The sequence below is a fragment of the Bradyrhizobium quebecense genome (assembly GCF_013373795.3).
GTDB classification, from domain to species: domain Bacteria; phylum Pseudomonadota; class Alphaproteobacteria; order Rhizobiales; family Xanthobacteraceae; genus Bradyrhizobium; species Bradyrhizobium quebecense.
In genome coordinates, this window is record NZ_CP088022.1 from 1930550 (window position 1) to 1944536 (window position 13987).

13 protein-coding genes are annotated in these 13987 nt (G+C 62.5%); 6 read left to right on the top strand and 7 right to left on the bottom strand.

The window, feature by feature from the left end; translation table 11 throughout:
• Positions 1-58 precede the first annotated feature (58 nt).
• Positions 59-1330 carry an NAD(P)/FAD-dependent oxidoreductase gene (locus tag HU230_RS08955; protein ID WP_176531985.1) on the top strand — a complete coding sequence of 424 codons (1272 nt, stop codon included), beginning with the start codon at positions 59-61 and terminating at the stop codon, positions 1328-1330.
• Between the two features lie 10 nt (positions 1331-1340).
• Here the strand turns inward: HU230_RS08955 and HU230_RS08960 are convergent, their stop codons facing one another.
• Together HU230_RS08960 and HU230_RS08965 are read right to left on the bottom strand one after the other, a co-directional pair.
• Complete coding sequence (locus tag HU230_RS08960; RefSeq protein WP_176531984.1) at positions 1341-1574, bottom strand: hypothetical protein; 234 nt, start codon at positions 1572-1574, stop codon at positions 1341-1343.
• Between the two features lie 544 nt (positions 1575-2118).
• On the bottom strand, positions 2119-2967 hold the full coding sequence (locus HU230_RS08965) for an SDR family NAD(P)-dependent oxidoreductase (protein WP_176531982.1): 849 nt from the start codon (positions 2965-2967) through the stop codon (positions 2119-2121).
• 131 nt (positions 2968-3098) lie between these two features.
• Here HU230_RS08965 and HU230_RS08970 point away from each other — a divergent pair, with 131 nt between their 5' ends.
• On the top strand, positions 3099-3677 hold the full coding sequence (locus HU230_RS08970; protein ID WP_224943131.1) for an immunity 50 family protein: 579 nt from the start codon (positions 3099-3101) through the stop codon (positions 3675-3677).
• Positions 3678-3943: 266 nt separating this feature from the next.
• Positions 3944-4171 carry a hypothetical protein gene (locus HU230_RS08975; RefSeq protein WP_224943134.1) on the top strand — a complete coding sequence of 76 codons (228 nt, stop codon included), beginning with the start codon at positions 3944-3946 and terminating at the stop codon, positions 4169-4171.
• 443 nt (positions 4172-4614) lie between these two features.
• On the opposite strand, the gene HU230_RS08980 is transcribed toward HU230_RS08975, so the two are convergent.
• From HU230_RS08980 to HU230_RS09000, 5 genes are all read right to left on the bottom strand, one after another.
• The gene (locus HU230_RS08980) at positions 4615-5421 is read right to left on the bottom strand and encodes an SGNH/GDSL hydrolase family protein (RefSeq protein ID WP_176531980.1); all 807 of its coding nucleotides are present in this window, start codon (positions 5419-5421) and stop codon (positions 4615-4617) included.
• Between the two features lie 468 nt (positions 5422-5889).
• A complete protein-coding gene (locus HU230_RS08985; RefSeq protein WP_176531979.1) occupies positions 5890-6315 on the bottom strand; it encodes a GFA family protein in 426 nt (141 codons plus the stop codon).
• Positions 6316-6519: 204 nt separating this feature from the next.
• Positions 6520-6708 (bottom strand): hypothetical protein, encoded by a 189-nt coding sequence (locus HU230_RS08990; protein ID WP_176531978.1) that lies wholly within the window; start codon positions 6706-6708, stop codon positions 6520-6522.
• Between the two features lie 895 nt (positions 6709-7603).
• Positions 7604-8644, bottom strand: coding sequence for an IS110 family RNA-guided transposase (locus HU230_RS08995; protein WP_176531977.1), 1041 nt, complete (start codon positions 8642-8644; stop codon positions 7604-7606).
• A gap of 266 nt (positions 8645-8910) precedes the next feature.
• A complete protein-coding gene (locus HU230_RS09000) occupies positions 8911-9891 on the bottom strand; it encodes an NADPH:quinone oxidoreductase family protein (protein ID WP_176531976.1) in 981 nt (326 codons plus the stop codon).
• A gap of 374 nt (positions 9892-10265) precedes the next feature.
• Here HU230_RS09000 and HU230_RS09005 point away from each other — a divergent pair, with 374 nt between their 5' ends.
• From HU230_RS09005 to HU230_RS09015, 3 genes are all read left to right on the top strand, one after another.
• The gene (locus HU230_RS09005; protein ID WP_029078588.1) at positions 10266-11039 is read left to right on the top strand and encodes a motility protein A; all 774 of its coding nucleotides are present in this window, start codon (positions 10266-10268) and stop codon (positions 11037-11039) included.
• 32 nt (positions 11040-11071) lie between these two features.
• Positions 11072-11902, top strand: a complete 831-nt coding sequence (locus tag HU230_RS09010; protein ID WP_097672457.1) for an OmpA/MotB family protein — start codon at positions 11072-11074, stop codon at positions 11900-11902.
• Between the two features lie 112 nt (positions 11903-12014).
• The gene (locus HU230_RS09015) at positions 12015-13913 is read left to right on the top strand and encodes a potassium transporter Kup (protein WP_176531975.1); all 1899 of its coding nucleotides are present in this window, start codon (positions 12015-12017) and stop codon (positions 13911-13913) included.
• Positions 13914-13987 lie beyond the last annotated feature (74 nt).

The window sequence follows — 13987 nt, forward strand, 5'->3', positions numbered from 1 at the left end:
GGAAAAGTGTGAAGCGGTTTTCAGGAGAGATCATGCCCAAGCAAGAGGCCGCGCGCTGATGGCAGAGTCCGCCGGCCGTCACGTCGTGATCATCGGCGCCGGCGCGGTCGGCGTGATCAGCGCCATCGAGGCGCTGCGCGCGGGCCTCCGAGTCACGCTGATCGACCCGGGCGAGCCCGGCGGCACCCAGGCCGCGAGCTATGGCAATGCCGGCTGGCTGTCGTCACATTCGGTGATCCCGCCGGCCGAGCCTGGCACCTGGAAGAAGGTGCCTGGCTATCTGATGGACCCGCTCGGGCCGCTTGCGATCCGCTGGTCATATCTGCCGAAGGCCTTGCCGTGGCTGATCAAGTATCTGCTGTCGAGCCGGACCGAGGCGCAGGTCGAGGCGACCGCGCGGGCGATGCGCGATCTGCTCAAGGACGCGCCGCTACTGCACCGGCAGCTCGCCGAGGAAGCCGGCGTGCCCGAACTGATCGAGCGGCGCGGGGTGATGCACGTATTTCCCTCGCGTGCGCCGTTCGACCGCGACCTCGGCTGGCGTATCCGCAAGCGCGTCGGCATTGAATGGCTGGAGCTCGATGAAAACGAGATGCGCCAGCGCGAGCCCGATCTGCATCCGCGCTACAAGTTCGGCGTCGTGGTGGAGGAGGCCGGCCGCTGCCGCGATCCCGGCGCCTACGTCGCAGCGCTCGCCGCGCACGCGATCGCGAACGGCGCCGAGCGCGTCGCCGCCAAGGCAATAGGCCTCAAGCTTGCGGGCGACCGGCTCGTCGCCGTGGTCACCGAGACCGGCGAGATCGCCTGCGATGCGGCGGTCGTCGCCGCCGGTGCACGCTCGAAGCAGCTGACCGCATCGATCGGCGATCCGCTGCCGCTGGAAACCGAGCGCGGCTACCACGTCATGATCGAGAATCCGGAATCCGGACCGCGCAATTCGATGATGGCCTCGGACGCCAAGATGGTGGTCAACTGGACCGACAAGGGGCTGCGTGCCGCTGGCACGGTGGAGATTGCCGGGCTCGACGCCGAGCCGAACTGGAAGCGCGCCGAGATCCTGCGCGAGCATCTGCTCAGTATGTTCCCGAAACTGCCGAAGGACATTCCATCCTCGCGCATCAAGACCTGGTTCGGCCATCGCCCGAGCATGCCGGACGGGCGGCCCTGCATCGGCCATAGCCGCGCCTCGCGCGACGTGGTCTATGCGTTCGGCCATGGCCATGTCGGCCTGGTCGGCTCGGCCCGCACCGGCCGGCTGGTCGCGCAATTGCTCAGCGGCAAGGTGCCGGAAATTCCGCTGCAGCCGTTCGCGCCGTCACGCTTTTTGTAAGAAGTAAACCTCAGTTCTCGCCGGCCCAGGCCGCGATCGCGGCCGGCGCGATCACGCGTCTCGGCGTGTGCGGATTGATCGTTCCGGCGCTGACGTCTTGAGTTTGCACGAGCAGCGTGCGCGCAAACGCCTTGGCATCCCGCTCGGTCGTGAAGGTGCGGGTCTGGCGCGCGAAGCGGTGGTGTCCGGCGTCAGGGGTTCTGACGGCGAATGAGACGTACCAGATGGCTTTGTCCATCTTCATCGCGCGTCTCCGGCGGCGGTGCTCCGCCTGCGCGATCGGGACGTCGGGCGCGACGCTCGATATGCAAAAAGTGCCAAGGTGAATGATCCTGAAATTCAACAGATGACGGCTAAATTCCTCCCGGTGGACGGGCAATGTGCCGGGATCGGCGCCTATGCCGATACTGGCGGGATATTACTGTTCAACCAAGGGGTGCAACGATAATGCGCCGCTGCGGCGTTGGTTCCTGCGATCCGAATGCAGCATCTTTTCATCGCCTTGGAGCACGTCTCGGGCTGCGCAAGCAGGCCGCAACGGCCCAACCACCTGGACCTGATTGCCGTTCGAGCACGGCTTTGACACGGCGACGGAGACTGGTGCGGCGGCTGCCAAGGAATTGATGCGTCCGGTGGTTCCTGCAAATTTGCTGGGACTGCCGTCGGCCTGTATACCGGCTGGAAGGGACGAGGAAACCGGATTGCCGATTGGGGCGTTTATCGCCGGCTTGCGTCTCGGCGGCATGGCCCCATAAGAGCACAATCCAGCCGGTGGAAGGGCTGCGCGCTTATCGTTCCGGGTTGCGCCCACGGATGTGGTCAAAGCCTTGCTTGATTGCGGCGAAGCGCGCTTCGACCATCGGCTCGAATTCGAGGTCGGTGAAGATATAGGGCCAGTCGTTTTCGATGCCCTCGCGGACGAGTTCACCGACATACATGGGATCGATGCCCTGAGAGAGGCGTTCCCGGATCAGATTGATCTGCTCGGCAAGTGGGCCCGAAGTCGGCAAGGTACGGAGCTCCCCCTCGAAGCGCTTGGGGAGGTTGCGCCTCGAGTTCAGGATTTGAGTGCGGATGAACCCGGGACACAGCACCGATACGCCGATCCCGCGGGGCGCGAGTTCACCCCGCAGTCCCTCGGACAGAGCGACAACGCCATACTTTGAAACGTTGTATGCATTGCTCGCCCCTGAAATAAGGCCAGCGATCGAGGCTGTGGAGACGATGTGTCCACCCTCGCCATGCTGCTCTATCAACGGCCCGAAAATCTCGATCCCCCAAACGGTCGCCATCAGGTTGACGCCCATGGCCCAATTCCAGGACGCCTCGGTCCAGGTGCCATAGGACCCACCACCGCCGACGCCCGCGTTGTTGACGAGGATATGCACCTTGCCGTAGCGGGCAGTCGTGGCTTCGGCGGCCGCCGCGAGTTCGTCCTTGAGTGAGACGTCCGCTTGCACGCCGTCGACATCGACGTTGGTGAGCCTCAGTTGCTCGAGCGCCGCGGACAGAGCCGCTTCTTCGATATCGCAAAGCATGACTTTCACCCCCGCCTGGGCGAGAGCGGTCGCGATCCCCAATCCAATGCCTGACGCCGCACCGGTGACGAACGCGGCCTTTCCAGCGAGTTCCTTCACGCGCATTCTCCCCCGTGCAAGCGGACACCCTCGCTCCAAAACGCCAAGTGTCACCGGACGCCATTTGACCGCACTTTCAAGCGATTGGGAAGTGTACGGGATGTCCGCTCCTAACGCTTTTCGGAAGTGGATTGGCTATCGAAAATCCGGCGTTGGGGGTGAAGCGGACGTCACGATTGCGCGTTCCGACTTCCGAGTTTGACCCGTTGCAGACATCGAACTCCGATGGTTCTATGACGGGCATGACGACCGATAACGAACCTTCAATCTATGATGAAGTGCCCGGCGGCGTAGACCTCGTACGCTGGTTTGGTCGGGTGCCGACCTTTCACGACGCCGAAATCCTTAGCCTGCATCTGCAACGCAAGGGGCCTAGTGTTCTCCGTCTATACGGATGGATCAACACAGGTGAAGTCGGGCACGGCAGGTACTTCGTACTCGACCGCCACGCCGTTGTGACATTTACGCTGAACGAAGTCATGGACTTGCAACTCGACAATTTCAGCATTCAGAACGTCATTTTCGGCTTGGTTTTGCGCCGTGCACCAAATCGCCCAGAGCGTCGGGGATACCTAACCGACCCGCGTCCGCAGGACATCGAGATCGAGCTGAAGCCCTGCTACGGCCTCAGCGGCCTGATCCGGGCGCGCGCGGTTTCCATAGTGTTTGAGCCGGGTAAGCCCACAGCACAGGACAGTATTGGCCCTTAACGGACGAGAGGCCGACCTTTGGATGATCCGTCTCTGCTTATGGCCCACCGCGTCAGTTGGCGCATGCAGCGACATCGCCGAAGTTGAGGGGAGACCGGACGTAGCTGGCTGACTGCAAAAACGACGCCATTGACCCAAAACGGACGTTTGGCACTGCCGAGTATCACCTTTAAGCTAGGGAGGTCAGCCTTTGGGAAGGCACAGTAAAAAATGACAGAAGGTGAAATGAAACTGCTGGTCGCTCTCGCCAAGATGGTCGATCAGTTTTGTGGCAGCTCAAGGGTTTCGCCGATCTTCAAGCGATGTCCGCTCCTCAGCGGGCGGCAGAAGCGCTGGCCGACTATGATCTGATGAAGGTTTTTGATGCGCGTACCGCTCAATGGACCGACGCTGGCAAGAAGCTACTCGAGGATACCGCGAAACCGGAATTTAGGGGCACCGCTAATACAGCGAGCAACGCAAAAGTTTTGACCTTGAAATCGCGAGAACCATGATGACGGACAATCGGGCGGAATTGATCCGACGTGCCGAAATCATGGCATCAGAACATCGGCCGCCTGGCTTCATTACAGCAAGTCAACTCAGAGCCCTATTTTCAGAGGCGGGTTTCTTAGGGGACCCCGATGCAGGCGTGTCATTTGTGAATGAGTTGTATGAAAAGGGCATTATAGTTACGAAGGACTGGAAACCCCATCAACGCCTGTAAACTCACGTCGTCGGCCCTAAACCCGTGATGTCGCCTGTTTGCCCTTTTCGGACCTCTTCGCGCGGTCTGGGGATCTCTGCTCACTGGGGACCAGCGGACTCGGCAGAAGGCTTGCCGACCTCCGAGTGTGACCCAACTGAGACCTTTGCCGCAAAATTGCGGCGGCCCGGTATCGGACTCTCGCTCTGGCACCAACAACCGCCTGCTTAACAGCAGCCGACACGGCCCAGCTCAATTCGAATGCCGCGGCTCTTTGTCGATGAACTCCTGGACGAGATCGGCCACGATCATTGCGCCTCGACTGTTCAGATGAACGCCGTCGGTGTGAAAGCGCCATCCATTCATTTGGGCAATCTCGTCCGGGCCTTTGCGCAATGCGAGCGCGCGGAAGGCATCACGATAGAACGCAAAAAATTGGAAGCATGTGAAAGCGCGACCGGGCTCGGCCATGATTTGCGAAAGCATCGCTTCATGGACAGCGAGATAGCCGACATCCTCTTCCTGCGCCACCAACCTAACGCTTTCGCTGAACTCATCAACGCGCCTGTTGATCTCGCTTTGGAAGGGGTTTGAAGAGGTCGGGTCTTCTCCAATCGGGGACAAGGAGCAGAGCGCCACGTCGGAAGAGGTTTCAGCCTTTAAACGTCGGATTATCCTCCGAACGTTCTCTCGGAACCATTCCGGCGACGGATCGCTTGGCAGATGCTTCGAGAATTGAAAGAACCGTCTGACCTTTTTTGAAACCAATGCAAGCACATCGTTGCCGCCGACCCAGACCACAACCTTTTGCGGGTGGTAAGCAAGCACATCAGGTAGACGCTGGAGGGCGTTGTAAGCTAAATCGCCGCCTACGCCAAAATTGCGAAAACGGCAGCGTCGGTTGCGAGGTCGTCGTTCAAGTTCTCCGATCCAATCGAAGGCTTGTCCTTTCCCGGCTGTGCTGCTCGAACCGAGACAAGCGATGATCGATGCTCCGTCGTTGGAGTTGGAGAGGGGAACTGGACGAAGTGTTTCTGGTGGCAGATCAGGGGCGGTCATTGCTTCACTATATTCTCTGCATCACGGCTTGCTTCGCAAGCCGATGGTTATTTCGTTTAGTGCAAAACTCAGCAGATGTGTCTTCATGCCCCAAAACGGAAGTGATCGCATTCCCAACGCGGCGATTTTTGAAGTGTCGGCAGGATATGCAACGACACACGTCAGCTTCCGAACACCTGACCAGTGAACGGTGACCGAAGGCACGTCCCGCCGGTAGCTTCATCTTGTTTGAAGACACTCCTGGCAAGGGACACAAGACGGAACATTCTCCCGAAGAGCCGACTGTCATCTGGATCAGCCTTGACGATGAATGGTTCGGCCACTGGCCCTTCTCGGACCGCGTGCAGGGTCGGCTTTTCCGCCGCTCATTGAGGATGAGCAGACATCCAGGATTTGGCGAAGGCGCCCTGGTTGGAGAGGCTGGCTTCTTTGAGGGCATCGCTGAGCGGTGCCGGCTGATCGCAAGTGCTAGTCAGCCGGGATGAAGCGGAGGGTGCCTGCTCGACGCGTTGGCCTGCCGGTGTCGTTGGTATGGTTGACGCCATCCATGACGGGTACCTCGGAGAAATCGAACGGGCTTACGCCGTCCAGGCAAGCCACGTTCACGGCATACAGGTTCTGGTCGGATCGTCGTTGATGGTGCGTGTATATTCCGCAGCGAGAACAGAAGAAGTGCTGCGCCGATCCGGTATGGAAGCGGTAGCTCGTCAGCGTATCCTCGCCTTGCAGCAGCTTGATCCCACCCATCTCCGCCATGACAACGACGGCGCCTCGCATCCGGCAGTAGGAGCAGGTGCAGCGGCGGATTGAATTGAAGCCGTCGCTGAGCGTTGCCTCGAAACGCACAGCGCCACAATGGCATCGGCCAGCCCGGACGTTCGTGTCGCTCGCCATGTCTGTCCCTCCTGTCGAGATCATCTCTGAAAAAGATGAGCCGGACAATTCAGAAAAATTCGTAGATGACGTGAGAAAATCTCGAGCGAACCGGATGCAAGGTTCAACGGCGCTGTGTGTGAACCAGGTGGCGTCGCCCGTCTCTGTGGCACGAATAGAGACTCGCTCCCTTGGGGGCGGAAGCAAGCTGGTTGTGTCCACACCCTAATTGGCTTCGCCCTTCCTTCCGGCCGCGGCAATGGCCTTTTCCACTTCCGCTGCGAGGGCTGCGAGATGCTCGGCGAGCTTGGAGAACAGTTCGCGCTTCTTGATGTCCGTGGCCAGGTCGCGGATCAGGGCGCACTCCGCAGCGTCGGTGCGAAGCTTCTCCAGATGCGTCAGCATGTCCTGCATTTTTTCACCCCGCAGCCGTTTTCGGCAAACGGTAGGAGGCGCGGAACCCAGCGGCAATAACGTGTGATAATTTGTCGCCGAGCCTCGGGCCGGACAGGGCGCCCGCATGCTGGCCGCACCGTCAGTTCGTTCGGGTTTGCAGAATTTAACTTGACGCCGGACCCAACTCAGATGTTCAATACGCCCGTCTCGCCCGACACGAGGGGCGCTTCGCGGTCGTCACGGGCGCGGGTCGAGATGCGGTGGACGCCGAGTGCGCAACTGACGAGTGCGCGTGACGCGGACGGTGAAGTCGTGTGGTCCTGACGCCCTAGCGGCCGGTGTCCTGTCGCAAAACGCGCAAGCGTTTTGCGAAGGCGGTGACAAGCAAGCCCAGTCTCGCCGGGGAGAGCACGAAGTAAGCCGTAACCCATCGCGCAGGGAAAGCCGGGTTGTTTCCGGTTACACCTGTGGTCCTACCTCCCGCGTTTTTTACTACGCGGGACCCATGGGTGCGATCGGCACCCGGCTTTCCCTGCGCCCTCTCTCCAAGAGAGGGCGGAACGAACTGCAAAGCTCGGACAAATCATGCCGCGAGAACGCGAACGTATGGCTCGCGCCGCGCCCTCGGCGTCGTCCCGGCGAAGGCCGGGACCCATATGTGGACGGCCCCCGTGGCACAAGAGCTTTCTGGGATTGATCGGATCGCTTGCATCCATATGTCCGGCCTGTTGAGTGCGATCGAATGGATCGCTGGCCAAGATGGTTTGCGCGATGCGAGTTCCAAACAACTCCGCGACCTGTTGACGGCCGATGGGTCCCACGGATTGTCTCGCATCGTTGCTCGATCGATCGCTCCATCTGCTCTTGCAGCTCCGGGTCGGCTGACGAGCGAGCCCGCCAGCCGGCCAATCTGTTAAGCGGTACCCGTCGTCGCGGCATTCAGCCGTGCGGCGTCATAACTCTCACCCGTCACCATCAGCTTCCAGACGATGCGCGCCACCTTGTTGGCGAGCGCTACGGCCGCAAGCTTCGGCGGCTTACGCTTGATCAGCGCCAGCAGCCAGCGCGAGTGATGACCGCGCCCCCGCCTGGCCTGCTGGATCACCGCCGTGGCCCCGACGACCAGCAGACGGCGCAGGTCCTGGTCGCCCGCCCGGGTAATCTTGCCGAGCCTGGTCTTGCCTGCGGTGGAATGGTCCTTGGGCGTGAGGCCGAGCCAAGCCGCAAAGTGACGACCGGAGCGGAACGCGCCCGGATCAGGTGTCTTCATCACCAGCATCGTTGCAATGATCGGACCGACCGAGGGGATCTGAGCCAGGCGCCGGCCCGTGGCATCGCCGCGGTGCCAGGCCATCAGCCTGGCCTCAACCACCTCCAACTCGCCCTCGAGCCTGACGCACTCCCGGCCCAGCACGACAAACAGCTCGCGCGCCAGAGCGGGAAGCGTCTCGTCCTGCGCGATCCGCGCCAGCAGTGGTTCGATCGCGTCCAGTCCCTTGGGCGCGATCAGGCCATACTCCGCCGCATGGCCGCGGATCGTGTTGGTCAATTGGGTGCGCCGGGCGATCAGTCCGTCGCGGACCCCCATCAGCATCAGCGCAGCCTGCTGCTCGGCCGTCTTCACCGGCACAAAGCGCATGCTCGGCCGGCTCATCGCTTCACACAGGCCTTCTGCATCACGCCCGTCATTCTTGTTCCGCATCACGTAGGGTTTAACCAATTGCGGCGCCATCAGCTTCACCTCGTGACCGAGCTTGGAAAGCTCGCGCGCCCAATATTGCGACGCCCCGCAGGCCTCCATCCCGATCACCGTCGGCGGCAATTTGGCGAAGAACTCCAGCACGAGTTTGCGCGAAAGCTTCTTGCGTAAGACCGGCTGCTCGGACGCATCAACCCCATGCAGCACAAAAATATGCTTCGACGTATCCATCCCAATGCGGATAATCTGGTTCACGGACGGCTCCCATGTCTGAGATTTGCAACAACCTCATTCTGGCACACTGATGCCGTAGGGGGCCGTCCACACCATCAGCTCCAAATGGTCGCTATTGCAGCGCGCTGGGGCCACAGCAGCCTTCTTCGACAACTCGCCCCCGTGGTTGATGGTGCTGTGTGTGTGGCAGGACATCATTTCCGACTCCATGCGCAATTGCGCGCGATGGTGGAACGGCAGCGAGCGGCCGACGCGACAGCGAGGATGAGGTGATAGCGGTGCCTCTCTCACTGTCCGATCCGCACCACCATCTTGCCCAGCGCCGCGCGGGTCTGCATCGTCGTGAACGCCGCGCGGAAATCTTCAAGCTCGAACACCTTGCCGACAACAGGCGTCAGTCGCCCGTCGTTCAGCCATGCCGACAATTGCGTCATCACGCGCGCCTGCGCCTCGGGCTCGCGGCGCGCGATCTGGGCGGCGTCGACGCCGATCAGGAGGCCGCCCTTCAACAGCGGCAGATTGAACGGCAGAGCGGGGATCTGGCCTGCCGCAAAGCCGACCACGACATGGCGACCGTTCCAGGCGATCGAGCGGAACGCCTGCAGCGAGACCTCGCCGCCGACCGGATCGAAGATCACGTCGGGACCATTGCCGCCGGTTGCGTCCTTCAACGCGTCGCGCCAATCGGGCTTTGTGTAGTCGACGGCGGCGTCGGCGCCGAAGCTCGCGGCGAAGCTACGCTTCTCGTCGGTCGAGGCCGCGGCAATGACGCGCGCGCCGAGCAGCTTGCCGACCTGGATCGCGGCGATGCCGGTGCCGCCGGCGGCACCGAGCACCAGCAGCTGCTCGCCGGCCTTGAGCGAGCCGCGCTCGGCGAGCGCATACAGCGCGGTGAGGTAATTGGTGCGAAAGGCCGCGGCGGCCTCCATCGACAGGCCGTCGGGCATGACCTCGACGGCGGCAGGCGGCACGACGATGTACTCGGCCAGCGCGCCCGAGCGCGCCGCGCCCATCACCCGCATGCCCGGCGCGATGCCGGCGACGTCGCCCGCGACCTCGTCGACCACGCCGGCGAATTCCGCACCCGGCGTAAAGGGCAGGGCATCCTTGGTCTGGTAGCGGCCCTCGACCTTCAACCCATCGACGAAGCCGATGCTCGCGGCGTGGACCCGGACGCGGATCTGTCCGGGGCCGGGTTCGGGCGTGGTGATCTGCTTCAGCTCGATCTGATCGATAGGCGCATATTGCTCAACGACGACCGCCTTCATCCTGTCCTGCTCATTGGTTCGTTTCCCCTGGAGCCTTTTCCGTTCCGATTGAATCGGAACGGGGCTCCAGAATCTTGTGTTGACGCGTTTTCTTCACGCGAACCGGTACCCACTTCGCTCGAAAACGCTCTTGGCAAACCTATCTCATCTCCGTTGTTCTACGGGGAGGCCTTTTGCGCATGCAGCGGCGGCGTCCCATGCGGAAAGCCAACATCTTCAACGACATCGCGAAAAGGCGGACGTTTACCCGTTGTTATCCCTACCAGATTCGGTAACGCGTCCTTAATGGCGTTAACGTTAGGGTTTTCCACGCGGCCCGCACTGGGCTGCGCGCCGTCCAGGACGGGCAGGTTGCGTACGCGTTGGAGTCTCCTATGGATATCATGACTGGCGCCGGGCTGTTGGCTGGCATCATCGTCATCGCGGTGATGATGTTCATGGGCGGCGACCTGCACATGTTCATCTCCGAACACGCCATGATCATCATCTTCGGCGGCTCGATCGCGGCGACGATGATCCGCTTTCCGCTCGGCGTGATGCTGCATGGGCTGCCCCTCGGCGCCAAGTTTGCCTTCACCATGAGCCGGCTGTCGGCCCGCGACCTCGTCGACGAGCTCGCCCGCATCGCCGAGATCGCCCGCAAGCAGGGCCCGGTCGGCCTGGAGAAGGTCGAGACCGACGAGCCGTTCCTCGCCAAGGGCATCCGCTACGTCGCCGACGGCTACGATCTCGAATTCATCCGGGACAACATGGAGCGCGACCGCGACAACTTTCTGATGCACCTCGACGAAGGCAGCAAGATCTACCGCGCGATCGGCGACTGCGCGCCGGCCTTCGGCATGATCGGCACGCTGATCGGCATGGTGCAGATGTTCGCCAACATGACCGACCCTTCCAAGCTCGGCCCGTTCATGGCGACCGCGCTGCTCGCCACGCTGTACGGCGCGCTGGTGGCCAACCTGTTCTGCCTGCCGATCGCCGACAAGCTGCACGGCAAGCTGCTCGACGAGGAGACCAACCGCACGCTGATCATCGACGGCATCCTGATGATCCGCGACTCCAAGAGCCCGGCGCTGGTGCGCGAGATGCTGCTGGCCTATCTGCCGGAGAAGCATCGCAACGAGGAGGGTGAGCCGGTTCCGGCCTGACGGCCCCGACTGGCACTCCCGGGACAGCAGCGATGGCCAAGAAAAAGCGCGGCGACGCCCATACCGGAGGTCACGGCTGGTTCGTGACCTTCGCCGACCTGATGGGCCTGATGATGAGCTTCTTCGTGATGCTCGTCGCGTTCTCTACCATGGACAACAACAAGCTGAAGATCGTCGCCGGCTCGATGCGCGACGCCTTCGGCGTGCAGACCAATGTGCGCTATTCGGGCATCGTCGAGTCCGATGGCCTGCCGACCCGGCCGAAGCTCAAGAATGTTGAGCACATCTCGCCGGAAGAGTCCTCGGCCAATCCGACGCCGGACGAAAAGGAGCGCAGCCAGATCAACGGCGCGCGGCTGAAGATCGACCGCGAATTCGCGCTGGCCTCCGCTTCGCTGCGCCAAGCGCTGCAGGACATGCCGGAGCTGACCGAGATTTCCAAGAACATCATGTTCGAGGAGACCAAGGAGGGGCTCAACCTCGAGATCGTCGACCAGGACGGCCGCTCGATGTTCGCCGACGGCTCCAGGGAGCCGTATGAGCGCACCCGCCGGCTGATCCAGAAGCTCGCCGCGCCGCTGAAGGCGACGCCGCTGCGGATCGCGATCGTGGGGCATACAGCCGCAGGCTTCGTGCCGGCGCGCAGCGATTACGACGCCTTCGACCTGTCCGCGGACCGCGCTAACGCGGTGCGGCAGATCCTGGAGCGGGAGGGGCTGCCGCCGTCCCACATCTTCGCGGTTTCCGGCAAGGCCGACGGCCAGCCGCTGTTTCCCGACGATCCGACGCTGCCGGCGAACCGTCGCGTGACCATCACGTTGATGCGGGAAAATCCGCCGTTGCCGCCGGATCTGAAGCCGTAGCTCCGGGTTACCCTGCTACCGCCTTTGGCCGTGTTGCTCGGTTGACAGGCGAGGCGGAAGCGTCGATAGCCGCGCGGATCAAAATCAACCGATCGGGCGTTCCAACCTCGCCATGGCTGTCAGCGTCTCATCCACCGAAGTCCAGGAAGGCAAGCTCACCTCCGGCTTCTGGGCCCTGACACTGGGCAGCATCGGGGTGGTGTTCGGCGATATCGGAACTTCGCCGCTCTACGCATTCCGCGAGGCGGTTGGTGGCGCCGCGCACGGCCAGCCGGTGACGCGCATCATGGTGCTCGGCGTGCTCAGCCTGATCCTGTGGGCGCTGTTCACCGTCGTCACCGCCAAATACGTCCTGCTGCTGCTGCGCGCCGATAATAATGGCGAGGGCGGCACGCTCTCGCTGATGGCGCTCGGCCAGCGTGCGATCGGACGGCGCAGCTGGCCGCTGCTCGCGCTCGGCGTGGTCGGCGCCTCGATGTTCATCGGCGATTCCATGATCACGCCGGCGATCTCGGTGCTGTCGGCGGTCGAAGGCCTCAAGCTCGCCACGCCGCATCTCGAGCACTATGTGGTGCCGCTGACGATCCTGATCCTCGTGCTGCTGTTCTCGGTGCAGCGCACCGGAACCGCGCGCGTCGCCTCCGCCTTCGGGCCGGTGATGGTGGTGTGGTTCGCCTCGCTCGCGGTGATGGGGCTGCTCCACATCATGGACGATCCGTCGGTGCTGGCGGCGATCAATCCGTATTACGCAATCCAGTTCCTGCTGACCCACGGCACCGTCGGCCTGGTGACACTCGGCGCGGTGTTCCTCGCGGTGACCGGCGGCGAGGCGCTGTATGCCGATCTCGGGCATTTCGGCCGCAAGCCGATCCAGTCCGGCTGGCTGTTCTTCGTGCTGCCGTCGCTGCTGCTGAATTATTTCGGACAGGGCGCGCTGGTGCTGTCCGATCCCGCCGCGATCGAGAACTCGTTCTACCGCATGGTGCCCGACGTGCTGCTGTTGCCGCTGATCGGGCTTGCCACCGCTGCCACCGTGATCGCGAGCCAGGCCGTCATTACCGGCGCCTATTCGCTGATCAGCCAGGCGGTGCAGCTCGGGCTCTTGCCGCGCTTCGAGGTCCGCTACACCTCGGAGACCCATGCCGGGCAGATCTACCTGCCGCGGGTCAACCGGCTGCTGCTGATCGGCGTGCTGCTGCTGGTGCTGCTGTTCCGCACCTCGAGCGGGCTCGCCTCGGCCTACGGCATCGCCGTCTCCACGACCATGGTCGCCGACGGCATCATGGGCTTCATCGTGATCTGGAAGCTGTGGAACTGGCGCGTGACGTCGGCCGCCGCATTGATCCTGCCGTTCGTGATCGTCGACATGACCTTCTTCAGCGCCAATCTCTTGAAGCTGTTCGAGGGCGCATGGGTGCCGCTGCTGTTCGGCGTCGTGATGGCGACGATGATCTGGACCTGGCGTCGCGGCGCTGCGATCCTGATCGCCAAGACCCGCCGCATCGAGGTGCCGCTGCGCGACCTGATCCACAGCCTGGAGAAACGGCCGCCGCATATCGTCAAGGGCACCGCGGTGTTCCTGACCAGCGATCCCAGCTTCGTGCCGACCGCGCTGCTGCACAATCTCAAGCACAATAAGGTGCTGCACGAGCACAATGTGATCCTGACCATCGAGACTGCACCGACACCGCGCGTCGACGTGTCGGAGCGCGTGACCATGGAGAAGGTCAGCGACAAGTTCACCGCGGTGCGGCTGCGCTTCGGCTACATGGAATCGCCGAACGTGCCGAAGGCGCTCGCGGTCGCGCGCAAGCTCGGCTGGCAGTTCGACATCATGTCGACCTCGTTCTTCGTGTCGCGCCGGTCACTGAAGCCGTCCGCCCAGTCCGGGATGCCGCAGTGGCAGGACCACCTGTTCATCGCGATGAGCCGGTCGGCCAACGATGCCACCGACTATTTCCAGATTCCGACCGGGCGGGTCGTTGAAGTGGGTACTCAGGTAACTATTTGATGCGGCAACGGATTCGACAGTTGAAAAGCCGTGATCTATGCGTGATATGCATGGCGGAGGCCTGAATCCGGGCT

Excerpts from the sequence above, each read along its gene's own strand:
- HU230_RS08955 (WP_176531985.1), top strand. The coding sequence starts at position 59 with ATGGCAGAGTCCGCCGGCCGTCACGTCGTGATCATCGGCGCCGGCGCG.
- HU230_RS08960 (WP_176531984.1), bottom strand. The coding sequence starts at position 1,574 with ATGAAGATGGACAAAGCCATCTGGTACGTCTCATTCGCCGTCAGAACC.
- HU230_RS08980 (WP_176531980.1), bottom strand. The coding sequence starts at position 5,421 with ATGACCGCCCCTGATCTGCCACCAGAAACACTTCGTCCAGTTCCCCTC.
- HU230_RS08985 (WP_176531979.1), bottom strand. The coding sequence starts at position 6,315 with ATGGCGAGCGACACGAACGTCCGGGCTGGCCGATGCCATTGTGGCGCT.
- HU230_RS08990 (WP_176531978.1), bottom strand. The coding sequence starts at position 6,708 with ATGCAGGACATGCTGACGCATCTGGAGAAGCTTCGCACCGACGCTGCG.
- HU230_RS09000 (WP_176531976.1), bottom strand. The coding sequence starts at position 9,891 with ATGAAGGCGGTCGTCGTTGAGCAATATGCGCCTATCGATCAGATCGAG.
- HU230_RS09005 (WP_029078588.1), top strand. The coding sequence starts at position 10,266 with ATGGATATCATGACTGGCGCCGGGCTGTTGGCTGGCATCATCGTCATC.
- HU230_RS09010 (WP_097672457.1), top strand. The coding sequence starts at position 11,072 with ATGGCCAAGAAAAAGCGCGGCGACGCCCATACCGGAGGTCACGGCTGG.
- HU230_RS09015 (WP_176531975.1), top strand. The coding sequence starts at position 12,015 with ATGGCTGTCAGCGTCTCATCCACCGAAGTCCAGGAAGGCAAGCTCACC.